Annotated in this window: 26 protein-coding genes; 9 read left to right on the top strand and 17 right to left on the bottom strand. The window is 69.5% G+C overall.

The annotated features are described in order from the left end of the window. Nucleotides 1-82 precede the first annotated feature (82 nt). The 3 genes from PGN14_RS02735 to PGN14_RS02725 all read left to right on the top strand — a co-directional run bounded on the left by PGN14_RS02735 (nucleotide 83) and on the right by PGN14_RS02725 (nucleotide 1,881). Nucleotides 83-889: an enoyl-CoA hydratase/isomerase family protein gene (locus PGN14_RS02735; protein ID WP_335297869.1), complete on the top strand. Its 807-nt coding sequence runs from the start codon at nucleotides 83-85 to the stop codon at nucleotides 887-889. Continuing rightward, a complete protein-coding gene (locus tag PGN14_RS02730) occupies nucleotides 886-1,644 on the top strand; it encodes an SDR family NAD(P)-dependent oxidoreductase (protein WP_335297868.1) in 759 nt (252 codons plus the stop codon). Before PGN14_RS02735 ends, PGN14_RS02730 begins: the two co-directional genes overlap by 4 nt. 69 nt (nucleotides 1,645-1,713) lie before the next feature. Next, complete coding sequence (locus PGN14_RS02725; protein WP_335297867.1) at nucleotides 1,714-1,881, top strand: hypothetical protein; 168 nt, start codon at nucleotides 1,714-1,716, stop codon at nucleotides 1,879-1,881. 147 nt (nucleotides 1,882-2,028) lie between these two features. Here the strand turns inward: PGN14_RS02725 and PGN14_RS02720 are convergent, their stop codons facing one another. From PGN14_RS02720 to PGN14_RS02705, 4 genes are all read right to left on the bottom strand, one after another. Then, nucleotides 2,029-2,616, bottom strand: a complete 588-nt coding sequence (locus PGN14_RS02720) for an urea carboxylase-associated family protein (protein ID WP_335297866.1) — start codon at nucleotides 2,614-2,616, stop codon at nucleotides 2,029-2,031. After that, nucleotides 2,613-3,302 (bottom strand): guanitoxin biosynthesis heme-dependent pre-guanitoxin N-hydroxylase GntA, encoded by a 690-nt coding sequence (gene gntA, locus PGN14_RS02715; RefSeq protein WP_335297865.1) that lies wholly within the window; start codon nucleotides 3,300-3,302, stop codon nucleotides 2,613-2,615. The genes PGN14_RS02720 and gntA overlap by 4 nt, the downstream gene beginning before the upstream one ends. 567 nt (nucleotides 3,303-3,869) lie before the next feature. Then, on the bottom strand, nucleotides 3,870-4,973 hold the full coding sequence (dnaN, locus tag PGN14_RS02710) for a DNA polymerase III subunit beta (protein ID WP_335297864.1): 1,104 nt from the start codon (nucleotides 4,971-4,973) through the stop codon (nucleotides 3,870-3,872). Nucleotides 4,974-5,122: 149 nt separating this feature from the next. Beyond that, complete coding sequence (locus PGN14_RS02705) at nucleotides 5,123-5,719, bottom strand: outer membrane protein (protein ID WP_335297863.1); 597 nt, start codon at nucleotides 5,717-5,719, stop codon at nucleotides 5,123-5,125. A gap of 155 nt (nucleotides 5,720-5,874) precedes the next feature. Between PGN14_RS02705 and PGN14_RS02700 the strand changes: the two genes are divergently transcribed. The 4 genes from PGN14_RS02700 (at nucleotide 5,875) to PGN14_RS02685 (ending at nucleotide 9,421) form a co-directional block, all read left to right on the top strand. Beyond that, entirely contained in the window at nucleotides 5,875-6,507 is a 633-nt protein-coding gene (locus tag PGN14_RS02700) for a histidine phosphatase family protein (RefSeq protein ID WP_335297862.1), read from the top strand. After that, nucleotides 6,504-6,965, top strand: coding sequence for a hypothetical protein (locus tag PGN14_RS02695; protein WP_335297861.1), 462 nt, complete (start codon nucleotides 6,504-6,506; stop codon nucleotides 6,963-6,965). The genes PGN14_RS02700 and PGN14_RS02695 overlap by 4 nt, the downstream gene beginning before the upstream one ends. Nucleotides 6,966-7,179: 214 nt before the next feature. Beyond that, nucleotides 7,180-8,364 (top strand): 23S rRNA (adenine(2503)-C(2))-methyltransferase RlmN, encoded by a 1,185-nt coding sequence (rlmN, locus tag PGN14_RS02690; protein WP_335298039.1) that lies wholly within the window; start codon nucleotides 7,180-7,182, stop codon nucleotides 8,362-8,364. Nucleotides 8,365-8,662: 298 nt separating this feature from the next. Further along, nucleotides 8,663-9,421 (top strand): sulfite exporter TauE/SafE family protein, encoded by a 759-nt coding sequence (locus PGN14_RS02685; RefSeq protein WP_335297860.1) that lies wholly within the window; start codon nucleotides 8,663-8,665, stop codon nucleotides 9,419-9,421. Nucleotide 9,422: 1 nt separating this feature from the next. Here PGN14_RS02685 and PGN14_RS02680 read toward each other — a convergent pair whose 3' ends face one another. Both PGN14_RS02680 and PGN14_RS02675 read right to left on the bottom strand, forming a co-directional pair. After that, nucleotides 9,423-9,881 carry a GNAT family N-acetyltransferase gene (locus PGN14_RS02680; RefSeq protein ID WP_335297859.1) on the bottom strand — a complete coding sequence of 153 codons (459 nt, stop codon included), beginning with the start codon at nucleotides 9,879-9,881 and terminating at the stop codon, nucleotides 9,423-9,425. A 123-nt stretch (nucleotides 9,882-10,004) separates the two neighbouring features. Beyond that, nucleotides 10,005-10,622: a flavin reductase family protein gene (locus PGN14_RS02675; RefSeq protein ID WP_335297858.1), complete on the bottom strand. Its 618-nt coding sequence runs from the start codon at nucleotides 10,620-10,622 to the stop codon at nucleotides 10,005-10,007. A 26-nt stretch (nucleotides 10,623-10,648) separates the two neighbouring features. Between PGN14_RS02675 and PGN14_RS02670 the strand changes: the two genes are divergently transcribed. Together PGN14_RS02670 and PGN14_RS02665 are read left to right on the top strand one after the other, a co-directional pair. Then, a complete protein-coding gene (locus PGN14_RS02670; protein WP_335297857.1) occupies nucleotides 10,649-11,353 on the top strand; it encodes a cytochrome b/b6 domain-containing protein in 705 nt (234 codons plus the stop codon). Next, nucleotides 11,350-12,093 (top strand): molybdopterin-dependent oxidoreductase, encoded by a 744-nt coding sequence (locus PGN14_RS02665; protein WP_335297856.1) that lies wholly within the window; start codon nucleotides 11,350-11,352, stop codon nucleotides 12,091-12,093. The genes PGN14_RS02670 and PGN14_RS02665 overlap by 4 nt, the downstream gene beginning before the upstream one ends. 244 nt (nucleotides 12,094-12,337) lie before the next feature. Here the strand turns inward: PGN14_RS02665 and PGN14_RS02660 are convergent, their stop codons facing one another. The 11 genes from PGN14_RS02660 to PGN14_RS02610 form a co-directional block, all read right to left on the bottom strand. Continuing rightward, on the bottom strand, nucleotides 12,338-12,958 hold the full coding sequence (locus PGN14_RS02660) for an SURF1 family protein (RefSeq protein WP_335297855.1): 621 nt from the start codon (nucleotides 12,956-12,958) through the stop codon (nucleotides 12,338-12,340). Continuing rightward, nucleotides 12,955-13,332 carry a DUF983 domain-containing protein gene (locus PGN14_RS02655; protein ID WP_335297854.1) on the bottom strand — a complete coding sequence of 126 codons (378 nt, stop codon included), beginning with the start codon at nucleotides 13,330-13,332 and terminating at the stop codon, nucleotides 12,955-12,957. The genes PGN14_RS02660 and PGN14_RS02655 overlap by 4 nt, the downstream gene beginning before the upstream one ends. Continuing rightward, nucleotides 13,329-14,240, bottom strand: a complete 912-nt coding sequence (locus PGN14_RS02650; RefSeq protein ID WP_335297853.1) for a cytochrome c oxidase subunit 3 — start codon at nucleotides 14,238-14,240, stop codon at nucleotides 13,329-13,331. Before PGN14_RS02650 ends, PGN14_RS02655 begins: the two co-directional genes overlap by 4 nt. Nucleotides 14,241-14,275: 35 nt before the next feature. Then, nucleotides 14,276-14,833 (bottom strand): cytochrome c oxidase assembly protein, encoded by a 558-nt coding sequence (locus PGN14_RS02645; protein WP_335297852.1) that lies wholly within the window; start codon nucleotides 14,831-14,833, stop codon nucleotides 14,276-14,278. After that, a complete protein-coding gene (locus PGN14_RS02640) occupies nucleotides 14,833-14,970 on the bottom strand; it encodes a hypothetical protein (protein ID WP_335297851.1) in 138 nt (45 codons plus the stop codon). Before PGN14_RS02640 ends, PGN14_RS02645 begins: the two co-directional genes overlap by 1 nt. Continuing rightward, nucleotides 14,967-15,866, bottom strand: coding sequence for a heme o synthase (locus PGN14_RS02635; protein WP_335297850.1), 900 nt, complete (start codon nucleotides 15,864-15,866; stop codon nucleotides 14,967-14,969). The genes PGN14_RS02640 and PGN14_RS02635 overlap by 4 nt, the downstream gene beginning before the upstream one ends. Nucleotides 15,867-16,037: 171 nt before the next feature. Next, nucleotides 16,038-17,414 (bottom strand): DUF1501 domain-containing protein, encoded by a 1,377-nt coding sequence (locus PGN14_RS02630; RefSeq protein ID WP_335297849.1) that lies wholly within the window; start codon nucleotides 17,412-17,414, stop codon nucleotides 16,038-16,040. 5 nt (nucleotides 17,415-17,419) lie between these two features. Beyond that, complete coding sequence (locus PGN14_RS02625) at nucleotides 17,420-19,396, bottom strand: DUF1800 domain-containing protein (protein ID WP_335297848.1); 1,977 nt, start codon at nucleotides 19,394-19,396, stop codon at nucleotides 17,420-17,422. A gap of 92 nt (nucleotides 19,397-19,488) precedes the next feature. Further along, nucleotides 19,489-20,457, bottom strand: coding sequence for an alpha/beta fold hydrolase (locus tag PGN14_RS02620; RefSeq protein WP_335297847.1), 969 nt, complete (start codon nucleotides 20,455-20,457; stop codon nucleotides 19,489-19,491). After that, entirely contained in the window at nucleotides 20,454-21,206 is a 753-nt protein-coding gene (locus tag PGN14_RS02615) for a GNAT family N-acetyltransferase (RefSeq protein WP_335297846.1), read from the bottom strand. The genes PGN14_RS02620 and PGN14_RS02615 overlap by 4 nt, the downstream gene beginning before the upstream one ends. Before the next feature lie 40 nt (nucleotides 21,207-21,246). Next, a complete protein-coding gene (locus PGN14_RS02610) occupies nucleotides 21,247-21,765 on the bottom strand; it encodes a L,D-transpeptidase family protein (protein WP_335297845.1) in 519 nt (172 codons plus the stop codon). Nucleotides 21,766-21,791 lie beyond the last annotated feature (26 nt).

Here is a 21,791-nt window from a genome sequence, read left to right as displayed (position 1 = left end):
CCCTGCTGCGCGCGCCGGGCCAAGACGGTTGCAGGATAACTTTAGTTATGCCAGCGTGATCGCAACGAATTGGGAGAGGATCATGGGCGACTGGCAGACGCTGGCGGTGGAGCGCCGCGGCGAGGTGGATTGGGTGACGATGAACCGTCCCGACCGGCTCAACGCGCTCGACGATACGCTGGTCGAGGAATTGTCGCGCTATTTCGGCGATCTGGCGACCAACCGCGACGTGCGCATCGTGGTGCTGAAGGGTGCCGGGCGCGCCTTCTGCGCCGGGCTCGATTTGCAGGCGGGGGGCAACCGGCACGACTGGGACACGATCGACCGGCTGCGGCACCAGCGCTCGATCGCGGAAATCGTGATGCGGATGCGCTACGCGCCGCAGCCGATCGTCAGCCTGGTGCATGGCCCGGCGTGCGGCGGCGGGTTCGCGATGGCGCTGGCGAGCGATATCCGGATCGCGGGCGAGAGCGTGCGGATGAACGCGGCGTTCGTGCGGCTGGGGCTGTCGGCGTGCGATATCGGGGTCAGCTATTTCCTGCCGCGGCTGGTCGGCGCGTCGCTGGCGGCGGAACTGATGCTGACCGGCGACTTCATCCATGCCGAGCGCGCGCTGGCGTGCGGGCTGGTGAGCCGGGTGGTGCCCGACGACCAGATGGAAGCCGCCGCGGCGCCGCTGATCGACCAGATGCTGACCACCTCGCCGCTGGGCCTTCGGCTGACCAAGGAGGCGCTGCGGATGAGCCTGGACGCGCCGAGCCTCGAATCGGCGATCGCGATGGAGGATCGCAACCAGATCCTGGCCGCGACCAGCCCCGATTTCGGCGAGGGGGTGCGCGCCTTCTTCGAGAAACGGCGCCCGGATTACAGCAGGAAGGTGCCGGCATGAGCAATCTGACGGGGCGCGTGGCGCTGGTGACGGGCGGCGGGCGCGGGATCGGGCGCGCGATCGCACTGCGGCTGGCGCGCGACGGTGCGGACGTGGCGGTCAATTATCGCCGCGATGCCGAGGCGGCGGCGGAGGTGGTCGCCGAGATCGAGGGCATGGGGCGGCGCGCGCGCGCCTATGCCGCGTCGGTCGACCGGTTCGAGGAATGCGAGGCGCTGGTCCGCGCGGTCGAGGCGGATGTCGGCGCGGTCGACATCCTGGTCAACAACGCCGGGATCGCGAGTCGCGGGCAAGGCGTGGCGGATACCGACCCGGGCGAGCTGGAGCGCGTGCTGCGCACCCATGCCATGGCGCCGCATTATATGGCGAAGCTGGTGCTGCCGGGGATGCGGACGCGCCCGCGCGGCGATATCGTGATGATCTCCTCGGTGGCGACGCTGTACCATGCCGCCAATGGTGCGCCGTACAATATGGGCAAGGCGGCGATGGACGCGCTCGCCTGGACGCTCGCCAAGGAAGAGCGACAGCACAATATCCGCACCAATATCGTCGCCCCCGGGCTGACCGTCACCGACATGGGCGAGCGGCTGGCCAGGGCGACTCGGGGGGTGGCGGACATCCACGACCTGGCGGCGCAATCGCCGTTCGGGCGCGTCTCGACGCCGGAGGATGTCGCGGCGGCGGTCGCCTTCTTCGTCTCGGCGGATGCGGATTACGTCAACGGGCAGCGCGTCTGCCTGCACGGCGGGGGATGAACTGATCGAGGTTGTGGCGGGAATGTGGCGAAGGTCCATCATCGCGGGCGTCATCCAGGAGGACGGACCATGTCCCACGACGCCGACGACGCCGCCTATTTCCGCCGCCGCTGCGAGGAGGAGCGCGAACGCGCCCGCACCGCCGCGGGGTCGCCGATCCGGCGGCTGCACCTCGACCTGGCGGCGCTATATACCGAGCGGGTGCGCGAGGTGATGGCGCGGGGGTCGTTGACGTAGGCGACCTGCCCCCCCTCCGTTCGTCCTGAGGAGAGGCTGAGCCTGTCGAAGCCTCGTCTCGAAGGACATGCGTCACGCTTGTGCTTCGAGACGGCGCTTCGATGGGCTCAGCGCCTCCTCAGCACGAACGGTGGACGGTATAGCGGCCTAATCCACCCGGTAATGGATCGGTTTGAACGCGCCGCCGTTCGACGCGGGCGCCGAGCAGGCGGTCAGGCCGATCACCAGATCCATGTGCGCGCGCAGCACGATATGATCGCCGGCGACGCTGGTCGGCGGCAGCACCTCCAGCCGCCCCGACGCGCCGTCGACGGGCACGTTCATGAAGCAGTTGAACGCGGTCGGGATCATGTCCCCGGTCACGCCATAAGGTGCCAGCGCCTCCGCCAGATTGCCGAAGCAGCCGCGATGCGGCGGCAGGTCGGGATAGAAATGGTGGAAGGTGTCGTAGGAACAGGGCGTCAGCAGGAAATCGTGGCGACCGACCGTGTCCTCCTCGATCCGCAGCATCGGGCGCGAGCGGTTGGAATAGAGGATGTGCCCCGTCGTCAGCCGGATCGTTTCGGCATAGTCGAACGTGCGGCCCGAGGAGATCACCTCGCCGATGTCGGTCGCGCTATAGGCGAGCAGGTCGGCGACCTGCACCCCGCACGGATCGATCACGGTCAGCGCCTGCCCGGCATCGAGGCGGAAGGCGGTGCCGCTGCGCGGCGCGATCTCGTGGACCGCGCTCACGCCGGCTTCTCCCCGGCATAATGGAAGGGGCAGCGCCACGCGGCATCGACCACGCGCCCGCTATATTGCGGCGCCTCGCTCGCCTCGCCATGGCGCGCCAGCATCGGGTTGCGCGATCCCGCCACCGCCTCGTCGCGCGCCATGATCGCCTCGCGCATCGTCTCGTACCGGCCATCGGCGCGCAATTGCGTGAACTGGTCGTGCAGGTTGAAGACCAACGTCGGCCGCGCGAATCGCCGTGCCGGGCGCGAGGCGTGCGGATGCAGCCCGACGACGAAGAACGCCTCGCCGCCGAAGCTGAGCGAGAAATGCGGATCGTCGGGATCGGGGCTGACCCGCGGATCGTAGGACTGGCCGCGCCATGCATCCTTGTCCGACAGCGATTGCAGCCGCGCCCACAATGCGCGCTCGAACGCCGGTTCGTCGAGATCGTCCGGCCCCTCGAACACCACCGCGAAGCTGCGGAACAGGCCCGGCGCCTCGCGATAGGCATCGGCGAAGCGCATCAGCCCGTCGTGGATGCGCACATCGTCCCACGCGCTGTCGATACGGTTGCACGCGAGCACGTGGAGCGTGCCGCGCGCCAACGCCGCCTTCGCCCCCACACAGGGGAAGGCGCGATCGGCGACATGGGACTGGAGAAGCAATTCGAGGTCTGACTGCGCGTCGTGGACCCAGGGGAACATCGGCGTGGCGGGGGCTGGCATAGGGCCGGGAGTACGGCCGGACCCCCGGGATCGTTCCGGGAAAACGTGCTGATCGGGGTTAATGTGGGTGTTGGTGGGGCGGTCGTCGTCCTGTTCGTCACCCCGGGCTTGACCCGGGGTCCAGGGTTCCGCGTGTGCTTCGGCGGCAGCGGGTGCGGCGCGTTGGATGCCGGCTCAAGACCGGCATGACGGGTGTGGGATCGTAGCCGGGTTTACGAAGCGGGGCCGCGGGGACGCATGGGTTTCGGGTGCGGCTTTACCACGCCGTGCGTCATGCCGGACTCGTTCCGGCATCCACGGTTCCGTGCACATGCGGGCGGTGAGTACGCAGTACGGTGGACCCCGGAACAGGTCGGTGCTGATTCCCTTCGAACAAGGATTCTTCCTGCCACCCCGGCGAAGGCCGGGGTCCAGTCGGGGAACGGGGGTTGGCGAGCGCTGTGCGTCGTCACCGCGACCTTCCCGACTGGACCCCGGCCTTCGCCGGGGTGGCGTACTGGTCTGAATGCGACAAGCACCGATCACTGCCGGGATGACGAACGCCCTTTACACCCGCATCGGCATCAGGACGTACAGCGCGGCGCTCTTGTCGTTCTCGCGGATCAGCGTCGGCGCGGCGGCGTCGGCGAGGTGGACCTCGACCAGGTCGGTGTCGATCTGCCCCAGGATGTCGAGCAGGTAGCGGCTGTTGAAGCCGATCTCGAACGGCAGTGAGGTATAGTCGCCGGGCACTTCCTCCGCCGCGGTGCCGTTCTCGGGGCTGGTCACCGACAGCGTGATCTTGTCGCGGTCAAGCGCCATCTTCACCGCGCGCGTCTTCTCCGTGGCGATCGTGGAAACACGGTCGACGCCCTGCATGAAGCTCTTGGGATCGAGCTTCAGGATCTTGTCGTTGGCGGTGGGGATGACGCGGCTGTAGTCGGGGAAGGTGCCGTCGATCAGCTTCGACGTCAGGATCGCCTGCCCCAGGTCGAAGCGGATCTTCGTCCCCGACAGCGACACGCCGACCGAGCCGTCGACCTCGTCGAGCAGCTTGCGCAGCTCCGCGATGCATTTGCGCGGCACGATCACGTCGGGCATGCCGTCGGCGCCCTGCGGCTGGTCGACCGTCACGCGCGCGAGGCGGTGGCCGTCGGTCGCCGCGGCCTTCAGCACGCCCTCCGCGGTGTGGAGGAAGATGCCGTTGAGATAATAGCGCGTCTCCTCGGTGGAGATGGCGAAGCGCGTCTTGTCGATGATCTGCTTGAGCGTCTCGACCGGCAGCTCGAACTGGTGCGGCAGCTCGCCCTCGGCGATGACCGGGAAGTCGTCGCGCGGCAGCGTGCCGAGCGAAAAGCGCGCGCGACCCGCGACGATCGCCATCCGCCCCTCCGCCGCGGTGATCGACACCTGCGCGCCCTCGGGCAGCTTGCGCGCGATGTCGAACAGCGTGTGCGCAGATACGGTGGTCGCGCCCGGCTGGTCGACCGCGGCGGCGACCGATTCGTTGATCTGGAGATCGAGGTCGGTCGCCATCAGCCGCAGCTGCCCCTCGGCAGTCGCCTCCAGCAGCACGTTCGACAGGATGGGGATGGTGTTGCGCCGCTCCACCACCGACTGGACGTGGCTCAGCCCCTTCAGCAGCGTCGCGCGTTCGATCGTCGCCTTCATCTCACTCTTCCCCGGGCCCGCAGGTCACAATCCACCAGGGGCAATTGGCCGATTCTTCCTACTCAACAATAAAGGGCCGGGGCAAGCGCCCCGACCCTTCATTTCGGTTCCCTTTCGGACCCGTCTCCCGGCCCCAAGCCGATCGTGGGTCAGAAGCGGATGCCGACGCCCGCCATCAGCTGGTGCCGGTCGAGATCGATGTCGTAATCGTCGAGCTTGCCATAGTGCGAGTAGCGATACTCGCCCTTCACGAAGGCGGTCGGCGAGAAATTATATTCCAGCCCGGCGCCGACGCGGAAGCCGTCGAGGTTCACCTTGTCGACCAGCTCGGTCGCGCCGGTGGTGCCGCTGGTGTAGCGGCTCTCGATCCGGGCGTTGGTGTAGCCGGCCTTGGCATAGAGCAATGCCAGCGGCGAGATGGCATAGCCGACGCGGCCGCCGACATACAGGTCGCGCCCGGCCTCGACCGAGAAGCGATCGCCGGCGGCGAGCGCGTTATAGGTGCGGGTGTTGGTGGTGGCATCGGTCACCTCGCCCTCGACGCCGAACACGGTGCTGCCGCGCTGGATGTCGTAGCCGAGCAGCCCGCCATAGGTGAAGCCGCTGCGCCCTTCCGAATCGCCGTCGCCGCCGTCCTGCAGATTGTCGTAGCCCGCCAGCGCCTCCAGCCGGGCGCCGCCGAACGGCGCGTCCTGCGCCAAAGCGGGGGTTGCCAGCATCGCGCCGAACGCGGCCGCGGTGCTCACCAATGCAAGCTTACGCATGTCTCACTCCGAATTTGCCCGCCCCGACGTTCATGGGGCGTGCGCGGTCAAATAGCGACGCGGGCGCTCGTTGCATGAACCTCATATAAACAGGAATTTCCGTTGCGTTTCGGCAACAGCCGGGGAAGACCGCGGGGATGAGCACGATGCGCAAGGGGCGCGATTATATCGCCCGCCACGGAGAGACCGTCTTCAACGCCGCGCGGCGGATGCAGGGCGATGCGCCGCACACGCCGCTGACGCGCGCGGGCTTCGCGCAGGCGGACGAGATGGGGCGTGCGCTGCGCGCGGCGCTGGGGGTGAAGCCGGCGCTGACGTTATGGGCCTCGCCCACGGGCCGCGCGCTCCAGACGCTAGCGATCGTCGCCGAGCATCTGGCGCTGGACTGGCGCCAGGTGCGCACCGACGAGCGGCTGACCGAGATCGACATGGGATCGTGGGGCGGGCGCTATTATGCCGAGCTGACCGCGGAGGTCGGCCCGGTGGTACAGCCCGGCGGGCTGCTGACCTGCGCGCCCGATGGCGAGACCTATGACCGGATCGCGGCGCGCGTGTCGGGGTGGCTGGCGGACACCGACGACGACGCGGCCGAGCGGCTGGTCATCATGCACGGCATCTCCAGCCGGGTGATGCGCGGGGTGATGACGGGGGCGCCGGTGGATGCGTGCGGCGCGCCGGTGCTGCCGGGGCATCCGCAGGGCACGGTGACGATGATCGAGGGGGGCCGCGAGACGATCGTCCACCTGGGCACGGGACACGCGCCGGCGTGATCCTCTCGCTGGCGCTGCTGCTGGCGGGGGAGCGCACCGCGCTGGGAGTGTGGGAGCGCTGGGCGGCGCTGCGCGATTCGGCGCCGCGGCGCTGCTTCGCGATCGCGCAGCCGGTCGCCGCGGACGGCGCGCCCGATCGCAGCGGCGCCTTCGCCAGCGTCGCGGCGCGCTATGGCGCGAGCGGCGCGCCGGCGGTGTTCGTGCGGCTGTCGCGCGCGCGCGGCACGGGGGCGGCGATCACGCTGGCGATCGGCGAGCGGCGCTTCGCGCTGGTGGGCGACCGCCGCGACGCACGCGCCGCCGACGCCGCCACGGACCGCGCGATCGTCGGCGCGATGCGCGGCGGGCGCGCGATGACGGTGACCTCGGCGGATGCGGCGGGAGCAGCGATCAGCGACCTCTATGCGCTCGCCGGCGCCCCGACCGCAATCGACGCGGCGCAGCTGGGGTGCCGGTAGATATCCGTCCCGTTCACCCTGAGGAGCCGTTGAGCGACGTCGAAACGGCATCTCGAAGGGCATGTGCTTCGAGACGAGGCTTCGACAAGCTCAGCCTCTCCTCAGCGCGAACGGAAGGTGGTTTGAGCGCCGATCGGCGTGGACCGCCGCCACACTGGAAAGTGACGGCGTTTTGGCCTATGTGGCGGGTATGCTGACAGAGCCGGCCGCCACCATGCCCATCCCCGGGCACATCGATCCCGTGCCCGTCCCGCGCGCCGCCGTGCCGCGCGCCGATGGCCGCCTCGACCTGATGGGGATGCCGCGCGAGCAGTTGCGGCAGGCACTGGCGGATGCCGGGCTGGACGCGAAGGCGGCGAAGCTGCGCGCCAAGCAGATCTGGCACTGGATCTACAACCGCGGCGCGACCGACTTTGCGGTGATGACCGACATCGCCAAGGCGCAGCATCCGTGGCTGACCGAGCGGTTCGTGATCGGGCGCCCGCAGGTGGTCGAGGCACAGGTGTCGTCCGATGGCACGCGCAAGTGGCTGCTGCGCAGCGACGATGCGCAGGATTACGAGATGGTGTTCATCCCCGATGCCGATCGCGGCACCTTGTGCGTGTCGAGCCAGGTGGGATGCACGCTCAACTGCCGCTTCTGCCACACCGGGACGATGCGGCTGGTGCGCAACCTGACCGCGGGCGAGATCGTCGGCCAGGTGATGCTGGCGCGCGATGCGCTGGGCGAATGGCCGAGCCAGCCCGAAGGGCGGATGCTGACCAACATCGTGATGATGGGGATGGGCGAGCCGCTCTACAATTTCGACGCGGTGCGCGACGCGCTGAAGCTGGTGATGGACGGCGACGGCCTCGCGCTCAGCAAGCGGCGGATCACGCTCTCCACCTCCGGCGTGGTGCCGATGATGGCGCGCGCGGGCGAGGAGATCGGGGTCAATCTCGCGGTGTCGCTCCACGCGGTGACCAAGGAGGTGCGCGACGAGATCGTGCCGCTCAACCGCAAATACGGCATCGAGGAGCTGTTGCAGGCGTGCGCCGACTATCCCGGCGCCAACAACGCGCGGCGCATCACGTTCGAATATGTGATGCTGAAGGACAAGAACGATTCGGACGCGGAGGCGCATGAGCTGGTGCGGCTGCTCAAGCAGTACAAGCTGCCCGCCAAGGTGAACCTGATCCCGTTCAACCCGTGGCCGGGCGCGCCCTATGACACCTCCACCCCGGAGCGGGTGCGGCGGTTCAGCGAGATCATCTTCGAGGGCGGCATCTCCGCCCCGGTGCGCACCCCGCGCGGGCGCGACATCGACGCGGCCTGCGGCCAGCTGAAGACCGCGGCGGAGAAGAAGTCGCGCGCCGAGCTGGACCGGCTCGCCGAGGAGAAGCAGGCGGCGCTGGGGTAGTCCCGTCGTCCCGGGCCTGACTCCGGGGTGCAGCACGCCACCCGCACTGGTGATAGTGCGATCCCCGGATCAAGTCGGCGCTTATCTCCTTCGAGCGATGCATCCTCCTGCCTCCCCGGCGAAAGCCGGGGTCCAGTTGGGGGACAAGTGTTGGCGAGCGTGGCGCGTCGTCACGGCACCTTCCCAACTGGGCCCCGGCCTCCGCCGGGGAGGCATATGTGTTCAAGGAAATCGGTACCGGAAAACTCCGGGGTGACGGACTATCGACAAGTCCTGCGCTTGCCGCAAAGGGATGGCGATGATCGATCCTGCCCCCCTGCTGCTCGCCTTTGCCGCCGGGACGCTGGGCGGCACGATGAACGCGCTGGCGGGCGGCGGCACCTTCGCCACGTTGCCGGCGCTGATCGCGATCGGGCTGCCCGCCAATATCGCCAATGCCACATCCAACGTCGCGCTGCTGCCCGGCGCGGGAGCGAGTGCCTGGGGCTATCGCGAGGAACTGGGGCCGGTCGGCGGGGTCGACTGGCGGCTGTTGAGCGCGATCACCTTCGTCGCCGGGCTGGCGGGCAGCGCGCTGCTGGTGTGGACGCCGACGCGCGCGTTCGACCTGATCATCCCGTGGCTGCTGGCGTTCGCGCTGGTCGTGATGCTGGCGGGGAAGCGTGCCGCCGACTGGCTGGCGCGGCGCGTCACGATCGGGCGGCGCACGTTGCTGACCGCGCAGGCGCTGCTGGGGGTCTATGGCGGCTATTTCGGCGGTGGCGTGGGGTTGATGACCACCGCGCTCTACGGGTTGCTCGCCGGCATCGCCCCGCGCGCGATGTTCGCGCCGCGCACGCTGATGCTGGCGGTGGCCAATGCCGCCGCGGCGATCGTGTTCGCCGCCACGGGCATGGTGCGGTGGGAGGCGGCGGCGCCGATGATCGCGGGCGCGGTGCTGGGCGGCTGGGGCGGCGCGATCGTCGGGCGACGGCTGCCCGCGGGGGTGGTGCGGGCGTGGACGCTGCTGGTGACCGGGGCGACGACCGCGGTGTTCTTCGCACGGGCCTATGGGTGAGTCAGAGCAAGCGCACCATGTGCACCGCCACCGTGCCCATGTCGTGATGCGTCTCCCTCTCAAAGGCGTAGCCCAGCCGTTCGTATAGCGCGATATTCTCGCGCATGAGGCGGTTGGTGTAGAGGCGGGTCGCGCGACACCCCGCCTCGCGCGCGAGCCCCTCGGCGAACCGCATCAGCCGCACGCCGAGGCCGCGCCCCTGATGTGCCGGATCGACCGCGACGTTGACGATCATGAGGTCGCTCCCCTCGACGACCGTCTCGATCAGGGCGACCAGCACGCCATCGTCGTACAGCCCGTCGAAGCGGTGATCGCGGATCGCGGCATCATAATCCGCGGTCATCGGGCGCGGCTTGCGCGGCGTGATCGGCACCCATTTGGCATAGGCGCGCAGGGTCAGGTCGCGGATGGCGGCAACCTCGTGAGGTTCGGCGCGGCGCAGGACGATCCGGTTCTCCATCGTGTCACCCTATCGTGCCCGGTATCGATCGGCTTGGTTCTTCCTACCCGGTTCGGAGGTCGGTCTCGGTGAGACACCGCCCCACCCCTAACCCCTCCCCTTAAGGGGAGGGGAATGGGCGCGTCAGTCGGGCCGACGCATACGGAACAGCGCGTCCTCGCCGATCTCGAAATAATCCGCCGGGCCGCCGGCGCGGGTGATCGGGCGGGCGCGGGCGGTCTGGTAGATGCCGTCCTCCAGCATCGCCGGGTCGATATGAATCGCCACCGCCTCGCCGAAGACCATCCAATAGGGGATCTCCGCGCCATCCCTGCCCTGCAACCGCAGTACCTGCGTCACCACGCATTCGAACTGGACGGGACTGGCCGCGACGCGGGCGGGCTTCACATGGCGCGACGGCAGCGCCGCCAGCCCGGCGAGCGCGAACTCGTCCTCGCCCGGCGCCACCGCGGCGGAGGTGGCGTTCATCGCCGCCGCCAGATCGCGCGTCGCGAGATTCCACACGAACTCACCGGTGGCGCGCACGTTGGCGAGCGAATCCTTCTCCCCGGCGGAGCAGAAGCCGACGATCGCGGGGCGATAGGCGAACAGGTTGAAGAAGCTGTAGGGGGCGAGATTGCGCACGCCGTCCGCGGACACGGTGCTGATCCAGCCGATCGGGCGCGGCGCGACGATCGCGTTGAGCGGATCGTGGCGCAGCCCGTGTCCGGCGGCGGGTTCGTAAGAGTGCCATTCGGTCATGTCGTGCGTTCTGCTAGGCGATGACCATGGGTTCAACCGTCATTCGCCGCCACCGGCTGTCCACGCGCCTGTGGCATGCGGTCAACGCGGTCAGCATCTTCGTGCTGATCGGGTCTGGACTGGGCATCTCCAACGCGCATCCGCGGCTGTACTGGGGGGCATATGGCGCCAATTTCGACCATGCCTGGGCGACGCTGCCGCGGTTTCCGGCGTGGATCACGGCCCCGGCGAGCTACAATCTCGCGATCTCGCGGCGGTGGCATCTGTTCTTCGCGCTGGTGCTGGCCTTCTCGCTGCTCGCCTATCTGATCGTGGCGCTGGCCAACCGGCATATCGCGCGCGACCTGCGGGTGCGGCGGCGCGATGTGGCGCCACGGCACCTGATGGCGGATCTGCGTGCGCATTGGGCACTGCGGTTCCACGATCCAGAGGCGCCGGGTGAGTATAACGTCCTGCAGAAGCTGAGCTACGTCGCGATCCTGTTCGGTGCGCTGCCGCTGGTGATCCTGACCGGGCTGGCGCTGTCGCCGGGGATGGATGCGGCCTGGCCGTGGCTGCTCGACCTGTTCGGCGGGCGGCAGTCGGCGCGGTCGCTGCATGTCATCGCGATGGCGGTCATCGCGGCGTTCACGGTCGTGCATCTGGCGATGGTGATCCTGGCGGGGCCGTGGAACGAACTGCGCTCGATCGTCACCGGACGCTGGCAGGTGCCGGGGAAGGTGCCGCAATGATCGGGCGGCGCGGGCTGATCGCCGGGGGCGCCGGGCTAATGCTGGCGGGGTGCGACCGCGTGATCCGGCAGCCGGCGGTGCGCACGATCCTGTTCAAGGGCGAGGACATGCACCGCGGGCTGCAACGCGCGCTGTTTGACCGCGACGCGCTGGCGCCCGAGTTTCGCCCCGACCAGATGTCGCCGCGGTTCCGCACCAACGGCACGCGCGATCCGGGGACGGCGGAATATGCCGCGCTGCGGGCGGGGCGATTCGCGGACTGGCGGCTGACGGTCGACGGGCTGGTGGCGCGACCGCTGCGGCTGTCGCTGGGCGATCTGGGCGCCTTCCCGCAGCGCGCGCAGATCACGCGGCACGATTGCGTCGAGGGATGGAGCGCGATCGGCAAGTGGCAGGGGCCGCGGCTGGGCGCGGTGCTGACCGCGGCGGGGCTGCGCGATGCGGCGCGCTATGTCGTGTTCACCTGCGCCGATCGTTATGGCGGCGCACCTTATTACGAGTCGATCGATCTGGTCGACGCCTTCCACCCGCAGACGATCCTGGCCTGGGCGATGAACGACCGCTTTCTGGACGTCGGCCATGGTGCGCCGCTGCGGCTGCGCGTCGAGCGGCAGCTGGGGTACAAGCACGCCAAATATCTGATGCGGGTGACGGCGGTGGCGTCGCTGGCGGGGATCGGCAAGGGGCGCGGGGGATATTGGGAGGACAACGTCGACTATGATTGGTGGGCGGGAATTTAGATTCTCGCGAAGACGCGAAGACGCGACGAGGGTGCGGTCGGGGCAGGCGGTGGCGTCGCCATGATGATTTTGTTCACGCGGAGGCGCGGAGACGCAGAGGGGTCGCGCCCATGGCAACGAGTCCGCGGCAGCAACGAACGGTCGATTGTCTCCCGGCACAGCCGCCCCGCGCGAAACTCCTCCGCGTGAACCCAACTTCTTCGCGTCTTCGCGTCTTCGCGTGAACAAAAAGCGGGACCCCGGCTCAAGGCCGGGGTGACGAGGGATGCGTGAGGCGGCGGCGCAGGGCGACCGCGTAGATGATCGCGGCAACGGCGGCGAACAGGAACCATTGCACGCCATAAGCGAGATGGTTGTTGGGCACCGACGACACGTCGGGCTGCGCATTGGGGCTGAGCCCGGCGACCGGATGGTCGGCGACCAGCAGGAAGTCGGGCGCTGCCTTGGCGAACAACCCGGCGATCAGCGGGCGCGCATCGGGGGCGTGCGCGATCCAGCCGCTCACCTCGCCGCCAGTCCATGTCACCATGCCCGCCGGATCGCGCGTGGTGCCGAGCTGGATGCGGACGCCCGGCCCCTCGGCACCGGTGCGGCAGGTGGCGATCAGGCGGAAGCCCGCGGCCCCGGCCCCGGCGCGCCTGATCTCGACCGGCTCCAGGCAGAAGGCGGAGGCGCGGCGGAACAGCATCGTGTCGTCGGGGACGCGTGGCCAGGCGATCGGCGGCCGCGCCGGATTGGCCGACAGCTGCGCGAGATACGCTTCTTTCGCGGGGAGGCGATCGACCAGCTGCCACACGCCCAGCGCGATCATCGCGACGATCGCGACGCCGACCACCAGCGTCGGGACCAGCGGCAGGCGCTTCATGGCGCGACACGCCCCTCGCGCGCGGCGTTGCGATATTCCGCCGCCATCAGCCAGCCCTTCGCCACGCGCAGCGACCAGATGACGCCCGCGGCGGTCAGCGGGATCCACAGCAAGGCATGGACCCACCATGGCGGCGACAGCGACAGCTCCACCGTCACCGCCAGCGCGACGATGATCGCGCCCCAGATCAGCGTCAGGAATGCCGCCGGCCCGTCACCGACGTTGAAGTCGGCGAAGCGCAGCCCGCAGGCGCCGCAGGTGTCGGAAAAGCGAACGGCGCCGGCGAACAGGGTCGCGGCGCCGCATCGCGGACATAGTCCCTTCAGGCCGACCAGATGAGGCGGGGTCGCCCCCGCCGTCCGGTCGTCGCTCATCCGCCGTGGACCGGCGCGCCCCAGCCGCCCCAGACATAGACGGTGACGAACAGGAACAGCCACACCACGTCGACGAAGTGCCAGTACCAGGCCGCCGCCTCGAACCCGAAATGCTGCTTGGGCGTGAAGGCGCCCTTGTACGCGCGGATCAGGTTGACGATCAGGAAGATCGTGCCGACCAGCACGTGGAAGCCGTGGAACCCGGTCGCCATGAAGAAGGCGGCGCCATAGTTGATGCCCTTGAACGGGAACGGCGCGTGCATGTATTCATAGGCCTGGATCGAGCTGAACAGCAGGCCCAGCACCACCGTCAGCCACAGCCCCTTGAGCACGCCGTCGCGGTCGCCCACGCCCAGCAGGCCCCAGAAGCCGCGCTTCTCGCCGCCGCGCTGGTCGTGGATCAGCGCGTGGTGCGCCCAGGTGACGGTGGTGCCCGAGCACAGCAGGATCAGCGTGTTGAGCAGCGGCAGCTCGAACGCGTTGATGACCTCCAGCCCCTTGGGCGGCCATTGCGCGGCGATCGCGGCGGCCCCTTCCGCCGCGCGCTCGACCTGGCCGTCGACCACCTGCATCGCAGTGGGGAACAGCGAGAAGTCGAAGAAGGCCCAGAACCAGCCGACGAAGAACATCACCTCCGAGGCGATGAACAGGATCATGCCGTAGCGGAAGTGGAGCTGCACCACCGGGGTGTGATCGCCGGCATGCGCCTCGCGGAGCACCTGATGCCACCAGCCGTACATGCAGGCGAGCACGCCCGCGAGCCCCATCAGGAACACCCAGCCGCCACCGACCGCCTCGTGCATGTACATGATGCCGCCCGACGCCAGCACCAGCGCGGCGAACGAGCTGAGCAACGGCCACGGGCTGGGTGGCAGGATGTGGTATTCGTGGTTCTTCGCGCCCGCCATGCGTGGCTCTCCCCGTTACGCTTCTTGTCCTGCCCTTAGCCGGACGTTTTGCCGGAATCCACCGGGTAAAAGGTGTAGCTGAGCGTGATCGTCTCGACATCCTTCGTGTCGGGATCGGTCAGGATCTTCGGATCGACGTAGAAGATGACCGGCATGCGCTGCGTCTCGCCGGGCTTCAGCGTCTGCTGGGTGAAGCAGAAGCACTGGATCTTCGTGAAATACTTGCCCGCGATCGCCGGCGTGACGTTGTACGTCGCGGTGCCGGTGACCGCCTGCGCGCCGCGGTTGGTGGCGGTGAAGAACGCCATGTCGCGCGCGCCGATCTCCACCGTCTCGCGCTCCACTTCCGGCTGGAAGCGCCACGGCAGCCTGGGGCTGGTATTGGCGTCGAACGCGATCTCGATCTTGCGATGCACGCTGCCCGGCGCCGCGATGCCGCGGCCGGTGGTGCCGTTCAGCCCCGTCGCCTCGCAGAACAGGCGGTAGAGCGGCACGCTGGCGAAGGCGAGCCCGGTCATGAAGCAGATGCCCAGCACCGCGAGCACCACGGTGCGGGTCGTCCGGGCGCGCGTCGATGTCGGCGGGGCGGCCATCAGTGCGCCATCCCCTGGCGGATCTTGGCGATGGTGATGAAGAAGATCAGCACCACGAAGGCCGCCAGCAGCAGCGCCACGACGGTGGCGCGCGCCTTCTGGCGGCGGCGGATCAGGTCTTGGTCATCAGGCGTCATGCGAACCACCGATCGGCGACCAGCGCGCCGAAGATCACGAAGAGATACAGGATGGAGAAGCCGAACAGCCGCTTTTCCCAGAACATCGGGGTCTGCCCGCGCTTCGCCCCCGCGGCTACCAGCGCGGCCAGCACGCAGAAGGCGGCGGTCATCGCCACCGCGACCACGCCATAGATCGCGCCGGTCAGCCCCAGCGGCCAGGGCAGCACCGCGGCGGCGGCCATCGGGATCGTGTACAGCCCGATCTGCCGCCGTGTCGCCGCCTCGCCCGCCACCACGGGCAGCATCGGCACGCCGGCATTGGCGTAATCGGTCTTCACGAACAGCGCGAGCGCCCAGAAATGCGGCGGCGTCCACAGGAACACCAGGGCGAAGAGCAGGAACGGCAGCAGCGCCACCTGCCCCGTCGCCGCGGCCCAGCCGATCAGCGGCGGGAAGGCGCCCGCGGCGCCGCCGATGACGATATTCTGCGGCGTCCGCCGCTTCAGCCAGACGGTGTAGATGAGGACGTAGAACAGGATCGAGACGGTCAGGATCGCCGCGGCGGCGAGGTTGACCGCCAGCCCCATCAGGATGACCGAGAAGGCACCCAGCCCGACGCCGAAGTGGAGCGCGGACTGACGCTCCATCCGCCCGGCGGGCAGCGGGCGTTGCGCGGTGCGCTTCATCGCGGCGTCGATATCCGCCTCATACCATTGGTTGAGCGCGCCCGCGGCGCCGGCGCCGAGCGCGATGCACAGGATCGCGGTGAAGCCCAGCACCGCGGGAATCGCGACCGGGGCGGCGAGCATCCCGCACAGCCCGGTGAACACCACCAGCGTCATCACGCGCGGCTTCGTCAGCGCGAGGAAATCGCGCCAGTCGGCGGGCGGCAGGATGGGGGCGACGGTGGTCATGACGGGCTCGCCGTTTCCCCTATACCGCTGGAGGGCGGGAGGAAAGCCTTCGCGATCTTGGGTCACCCCGGCCTTGAGCCGGGGTCCCGCTTTCCCAGGCACCGTCGCAGAGAAGCGGGACCCCGGCTCAAGGCCGGGGTGACGGAGCAGTTCGGTCTTCGGTTGCGACCCTCACACAAACCCCAGGTTCCACGACGACGCGTCGTAATTGCCGATGTTCGGCAGCACGGTGCGCAGGTCCGAGGTGCCGACGCCGAACCACGACGCCAGCGTCGCGGCATATTGGTCGACCGAGGTGGTCGGGATCAGCCGCCCCTGCCCGACGTCGTCGTTCGTATTGACCCCCACGGTCGGCGCGGTGCCGTAGAAGCGGCCGCCCTTGACCGCACCGCCCATCGCGAAGTGCATGCTGCCCCAGCCATGGTCCGAGCCGTCGCCGTTGCTGCTGAGCGTGCGGCCGAATTCGGACGCGGTGAAGGACGTCACCTGATCCGCGACGCCCATCTGCACCGTGGTGTCGTGGAACGCGCGCATCGCGGCGGCGACGCGGCCCAGCAGCGTCGGTTGCGTCGTCAGGATATTGTCGTGGACGTCGAAGCCGCCCATCGAGACGAAGAACACCTGGCGGCGCACGCCCAGATCGCCCGCCACCGCGATCATGCGCGCCACCATCTTGAGCTGGTCGGCAAGGCCGTTGCCCGTCGGAAAGAGCGTGAAATTGCCGACCGGCGCGCCCGCCAGCGCGGCGTTCACCTGTGCGAACGTGTCCAGCGCGCGCTTCGACACGCGGGCATGTTCGTTGGCGAGCATGTTGGGGTTGCCGCGCGTCATCAGGTCGCGCAGCGTCTGCGCCGCGACGGCGGAGCCGTAGATCGTCTTGCTGCTGCTGAGCAGCGGGATCGGGCCGCCGGTGCCGACCGCATATTGCACCGCCTGCCGGCCGGTCAGATACACCGCATTGCCGCTGGCGTTGATGCAGGTGAGCGAGGCGGCGCCGTTGCCCGACTGCATCAGATCGCCGATCCGCCCGCCCCAGCCGCTCGGCGCGCCTTCGGGGCTGGAGGCCTGGAAATAGCTCGACTGGTCGTTGTGGCTGAACAGCTTGGGCGGCAGCAGCACCGACTTGTTGTTGTACTGCGCCTTCGTCGTCGGCTGCACCAGCGTGCCGACGTTCAGGATCGGCGCGACCTTGCCCTGTGCATACAGTTCCGCCAGCGGGGCGAGTGCGGGGGCCATCGCATATTGCCGACCGCCCGACAGGCCGTCGGTGGACAGCGGCGACAGCGTGTCGCGCCCCAGCGCGATCGCGCCGCGCACCTTGGCATAGGCCTCGTAGCTGGACTGGTCGTAGGGGACGAGCGTGTTGGCATAGTCGCACCCGCCGTTCAGGAAGACGCAGACCAGCGCCTTGTACCCCGATCCGGTCGCGGCGGCGGCCTCGCCGATCGCGCCCAGCGTGCCGGCGAAGGGCGCGGCGGTCCCCGCCAGCCCCAGGAGTGCCGCGCGACGCAGGAAGGCGCGGCGCGATTCGTCGTGATGGATATGCATGATGGTCACCGCAACGTGAGGTAATCGGGGGAGGCCATGGTCAGCAGCAGCGCGACGCCGACCCGGTTGATCGCGCCGTCGCTGGGCGCCATCGAGATGCTGTCGACCGCGGTGCGGATCGCCGCCACCGTGTCGGCGGAGAGCTGCCCCGCGGCGAGCACGGTGTTGAGTTCGCCCACCAGCGCGGCCGAATCGCCCGCCAGCGCCTTGATCGCGGTATAGTCCGCCTTCATGTCGCCGGTGCCGTTGGCGATCAGCGAGTACATGTAGTTGACGTAGGAGACGACGCTCTGCTCGTTGGCGATCTGCATCTCCGGCGCGACCAGCCCGGCGGTCGCCAGCGCGGTCGCGGGCGGGATGTAGCCGGGGCGGAAGAAGTTGAAGACCGACGGCGCATGCCCGATCGACTGCCCCAGCCGCCAGATCGTCGACGAGGTATCGCCGAACGCCCAGGCATTGGAGGGCGAGGTGACGTTGAACATCCGCGCCCAGCCGGTCAGCCGCTGCACCGGATCACGCAGCTTGCCCGCGCTGCTGCTGGTCAGCGCGCTCGCGTCGCGCGCATAGGGATCCAGCAGGATCGCGCGGATCACCGACACCATGTCCCCGCGCACGCCCCGGCCGTTGTCGGCGAACACGCCCGCGACGCGCGCGACATAGGCGGGCGGCGGGTTGCTGGTGACGAGGCGCTGGATCAGCGCGCGCGACACGAACGGCGGCACGTTGGGGTGCATGAAGATCACGTCGAGCGCGCCCTCCACCGACGCCATGCCCGCGGCACCGTTGATCATGCTGCCCAGCACGATCGACGTGCCCGTCTCGTGCATGCTGGCCGTCATCTTCAGCGGCACGCGATAGCGGTCCGGCAGGGTGCCGTCGGTGGTGCCGCCATATTGCAGCCCGGTCAGCACGCGCGCCAGCTGCGTCACGTCGCCCTGGTTGTAGGTTTCGACCGGTGCGCCGTTCGCGATCATCACGGTGCCGTCCATGTTCAGGCGATAGGTGCCCAGCGTGAACAGCTGCATCAGCTCGCGTGCGTAATTCTCGTCCGGCATCGCGCCGGTGGTCGGATTGGCCTTCCGGTTGTCGAGATAGGTGAGGTAATTGGCCATCGCGGGCGACAGCGTCACCGCGCTCATCAGCGTGCGGTAGTTGCCGAACGCATGGTCGGCGAGCACGTCCAGATACGACGCCATGTTGAACGCGCGCCACGTGCTGGTCAGCGAATCGATGCCGACGACGAAGATGTCGAGCAGCGCGGCCATGATGCGCTGGCGCAGCTGGTCGGGGGCGGCGATGATCTGGCTCCACACCAGCGGGTCGAACCCGGTGAGCTCGTACATCTTGCCCGTCGCGTCATAGCCGCCGGCCTTCAACCAGTCCCAATAGGTGGTGGCGCGCGGCATCGACATCTGGTCGTCCAGCCATCCGGAGAAGCCGCGCGTGGCGAGCGAATCGATGGTCTGGCGCGTCGCGCCGAAGGTCGCCTGCGCCAGGAAGCGGCTGGCCTCGTTCGCGCTCGGCGGCGCCGCGGGGGCGACCTCCACCGGGTTGGACGGGCTGGGCGCCGGAGTCGGCGTGGGGGTCGGCGTGGGGGTCGGCGTCGGGGTGGGAGAGGGAGTCGGGGCCGGGGTTGGTGTCGATACCGGCGACGGAGTGGGGGTCGGTGTCGGCAGCGGGGTTGGCGTCGGCGTGGGAACGGGCGTCGGCACCGGAGTCGGCGTCGGCAGCGGGGTGGCCACGGGGGTGGGCGTCGCGACGACGACCGGGCCGGAGGAGCCCGCCGCGGCGGACGATCCCGCCTGTTCCGCGCCGCACGCGGCCAGGAACAGCGCGGAGGCCAGCGTGGCATGGCGGCCGGCGGCCGGCACCGATGCCGCCACCACATCGTGCGTCGGCGCGCCGATCCCGGGGGCGATATCCGCCCAGTCACCATCCTCTGCCGCCGCTGCCGCGACGACGCTGCCATATGCGTCCATCATCGATCCCCGCGCGGCCGCTGCTTCGGCCTGTCGCGGGAATCGCTATATCTGTCAGATGGTAAACAAACCGGGCGGCGAGTTGGTTAAGCCTGTTAACCAGGCAGGCGCGCCAGCCAGTCGAGCAGCAGGCGGTTGACCTCCTCCGGGCGTTCCTGCTGCGTCCAATGCCCGCATCCCTCCAGCAGATGCCCTTCCACCTTGGGCACATGCGGGCGCATCGCGGCGACCGGATCGGGCAGCGCGCCGAACAGTGTGGTGGCGGGATCCTTCGTGCCGCCGATGAACAGCGCGGGCTGCTCGATGCGGCGGTCCCTGAACTGCTGCGCCCAGTCGAAATCGCGCTCGTGGTTGCGATAGCGGTTGAGCGGGCCGCGCAATCCGGATGCCTCGAACTCGGCGACGTAATAATCGAGGTCGGCATCGCTCAGCCACGCGGGGAAGACGGGCGGGTCGACCATCCCCTCCAGCAACGTCGCGCCCGCGGGCTTGTCGGGCCAGGTGCCCGGCGGCGCATCGCCCGAGATGGCGTAATAGAAAGCGCGCAGGAAGCGGCGCACGTCGGCCTCCGCCTCCGCCTCGGCGCGGCCGGGTTCCTGGAACCATTCCTGGTAGAAGAACTTGCCCTTGTCGGTGAAGGCGCGGCGGAACACCTCGGTAAAGGGGCGTTGCGGCACGCCGGTGAACGGCACCGACAGCGCCGCGACCGCGCGGAACCGCTCCGGCCGGCTGAGCGCGCTGTTCCACACGATCGGCGCGCCCCAGTCGTGGCCGAGCAGGATCGCAGGCACCCCGGGCTGGAGTGCATCGGCGACCCCCGCGACGTCGGCGGTGATCGCCGCCAGATCATAGGCCTCGACCGCGTGCGGCTTGTCCGACCCGCCATAGCCGCGCACGTCGATCGCGGCGGCCGTATAGCCCGCCTGCGCCAGCGGCCCCAGCTGATGCCGCCACGAATACCAGCTTTCGGGAAAGCCGTGGACCAGCACGACGAGCGGCCCCTCCCCCTCCACCGCGACGCGCAGCCGCAGCTGCCCGGTGTCGATCATGCGGAACTCGGTCATGCGGCTCTCCTGCGGTAGTGATAGTCGTAGAGGTGGCGATCGAAGCCGAGCGCGCGATAGAGCGCACGCGCGGGCACATTGTCGCGCTGGACCTGCAACGCGGCGTCGCGCGCGCCCAGCGCGGCGGTGGCGTGGAGCAGCGCGGCGACGCAGCGATGCGCCAGCCCGCGCCCGCGCCACGCGGGGTCGGTCGCCACCGCCTCGACGATCGCGGTCCCGCCATCGACCGCGGCGAAGGCGAGGCTGCGGATCGCGCCGCCCTCCTCCACCGCGGCGAACACGGCGGGTGCGGCGAGGCGCGCGATCGGGGCGACATGGTCCTCGGCCCCCGCCCCCGCCGCGATCGACAGCGCGCGCCGCGCGGCGCACCACCCAGCGTCGGGGCGGCGGCTCAGGCGGACGCCGGCGGGCGCGGTGTCGGGCAGCGTGTCGCGCGCGATCGTATGCGTCGCCCCCTCCGCCGCGGCGAATCCGTGACGGTCGAGCGCCGCATCGGCGCCGCGCAGCAGCGTGGGCAGGCGGAGGATCGTGGGCAGCGCGTGCGCATCATAGGCGGCGACCAGCGTGGCGAGCGTGGCGGCATCGATCCGCGCGGCGGGGTCGCACGGCGAAGCGGAGTTGATGCGGCGAGTGCCGCCGCCCGACCGCGCGACGCGCCAGCCGGCGATGTCGAGGGTTTCGCGCGCCGGCCAGGCGCGCGCGCACGCCCGCTCGACGCGCCAGCCGCGCTCCTCCTCCACCCGCTCCATCGCGGCACCGTGGCGGACGCGGGCGGTGCGCGCAACCGCGTCAGTCGTAGGCGGCGGGCAGCCAGCGGCGCGTCACCACCACCTCGTCGCCGACGCGCGCATGCGCGTAGAGGAGGCGCGCGAAGGCGGTGGGCACGCCGATGCAGCCGTGGGTCACCCAATCCTCCTCGACCGGGCTGCCGTGGATCGCCACCCCGCCCCAGGTCAACCGCAGCATATAGGGCATCGGCGCATTGCCATAGGTGCTGGAATAATGGTCGGCGTGCTTCTGCAGGATCGGGAAGCGCCCGGTCGGTGTCGGCTGCTCCGGCGGGCCGATGACGATGTAGGCGCGCGCGATCTCCACCCCGGCGCGATAGACGTAGAGGCGACGCTTCGCGAGATCGACGACGATCCGCGCCGGACCGGGCGGCACGTCATCCTCGTCCCAGACGTAATCGCCCGGCCCCAGCGGACGGCCGACGTCGAGCACGGTGTGGACGTCGGGCAGCGGCTGGCGCGCGGTCGCGGCCGTGGGCGCGGCGAGCAGGGCGAGAAGGAGGAGCAAGCGGCGGATCATGCGCGGGGATGTTGGCGGCGCGCGGC

It is taken from the genome of Sphingomonas adhaesiva (assembly GCF_036946305.1).
Lineage (GTDB): Bacteria > Pseudomonadota > Alphaproteobacteria > Sphingomonadales > Sphingomonadaceae > Sphingomonas > Sphingomonas adhaesiva_B.
Note: the sequence above shows the minus strand (reverse complement) of the source record. Positions and strands in the feature narration are given on the sequence as shown.

Excerpts from the sequence above, each read along its gene's own strand:
- PGN14_RS02735 (WP_335297869.1), top strand. The coding sequence starts at position 83 with ATGGGCGACTGGCAGACGCTGGCGGTGGAGCGCCGCGGCGAGGTGGAT.
- PGN14_RS02730 (WP_335297868.1), top strand. The coding sequence starts at position 886 with ATGAGCAATCTGACGGGGCGCGTGGCGCTGGTGACGGGCGGCGGGCGC.
- PGN14_RS02725 (WP_335297867.1), top strand. The coding sequence starts at position 1,714 with ATGTCCCACGACGCCGACGACGCCGCCTATTTCCGCCGCCGCTGCGAG.
- gntA (WP_335297865.1), bottom strand. The coding sequence starts at position 3,302 with ATGTTCCCCTGGGTCCACGACGCGCAGTCAGACCTCGAATTGCTTCTC.
- dnaN (WP_335297864.1), bottom strand. The coding sequence starts at position 4,973 with ATGAAGGCGACGATCGAACGCGCGACGCTGCTGAAGGGGCTGAGCCAC.
- PGN14_RS02700 (WP_335297862.1), top strand. The coding sequence starts at position 5,875 with ATGAGCACGATGCGCAAGGGGCGCGATTATATCGCCCGCCACGGAGAG.
- rlmN (WP_335298039.1), top strand. The coding sequence starts at position 7,180 with ATGCCCATCCCCGGGCACATCGATCCCGTGCCCGTCCCGCGCGCCGCC.
- PGN14_RS02685 (WP_335297860.1), top strand. The coding sequence starts at position 8,663 with ATGATCGATCCTGCCCCCCTGCTGCTCGCCTTTGCCGCCGGGACGCTG.
- PGN14_RS02680 (WP_335297859.1), bottom strand. The coding sequence starts at position 9,881 with ATGGAGAACCGGATCGTCCTGCGCCGCGCCGAACCTCACGAGGTTGCC.
- PGN14_RS02675 (WP_335297858.1), bottom strand. The coding sequence starts at position 10,622 with ATGACCGAATGGCACTCTTACGAACCCGCCGCCGGACACGGGCTGCGC.
- PGN14_RS02670 (WP_335297857.1), top strand. The coding sequence starts at position 10,649 with ATGGGTTCAACCGTCATTCGCCGCCACCGGCTGTCCACGCGCCTGTGG.
- PGN14_RS02665 (WP_335297856.1), top strand. The coding sequence starts at position 11,350 with ATGATCGGGCGGCGCGGGCTGATCGCCGGGGGCGCCGGGCTAATGCTG.
- PGN14_RS02660 (WP_335297855.1), bottom strand. The coding sequence starts at position 12,958 with ATGAAGCGCCTGCCGCTGGTCCCGACGCTGGTGGTCGGCGTCGCGATC.
- PGN14_RS02655 (WP_335297854.1), bottom strand. The coding sequence starts at position 13,332 with ATGAGCGACGACCGGACGGCGGGGGCGACCCCGCCTCATCTGGTCGGC.
- PGN14_RS02650 (WP_335297853.1), bottom strand. The coding sequence starts at position 14,240 with ATGGCGGGCGCGAAGAACCACGAATACCACATCCTGCCACCCAGCCCG.
- PGN14_RS02645 (WP_335297852.1), bottom strand. The coding sequence starts at position 14,833 with ATGGCCGCCCCGCCGACATCGACGCGCGCCCGGACGACCCGCACCGTG.
- PGN14_RS02640 (WP_335297851.1), bottom strand. The coding sequence starts at position 14,970 with ATGACGCCTGATGACCAAGACCTGATCCGCCGCCGCCAGAAGGCGCGC.
- PGN14_RS02635 (WP_335297850.1), bottom strand. The coding sequence starts at position 15,866 with ATGACCACCGTCGCCCCCATCCTGCCGCCCGCCGACTGGCGCGATTTC.
- PGN14_RS02630 (WP_335297849.1), bottom strand. The coding sequence starts at position 17,414 with ATGCATATCCATCACGACGAATCGCGCCGCGCCTTCCTGCGTCGCGCG.
- PGN14_RS02625 (WP_335297848.1), bottom strand. The coding sequence starts at position 19,396 with ATGATGGACGCATATGGCAGCGTCGTCGCGGCAGCGGCGGCAGAGGAT.
- PGN14_RS02620 (WP_335297847.1), bottom strand. The coding sequence starts at position 20,457 with ATGACCGAGTTCCGCATGATCGACACCGGGCAGCTGCGGCTGCGCGTC.
- PGN14_RS02615 (WP_335297846.1), bottom strand. The coding sequence starts at position 21,206 with ATGGAGCGGGTGGAGGAGGAGCGCGGCTGGCGCGTCGAGCGGGCGTGC.
- PGN14_RS02610 (WP_335297845.1), bottom strand. The coding sequence starts at position 21,765 with ATGATCCGCCGCTTGCTCCTCCTTCTCGCCCTGCTCGCCGCGCCCACG.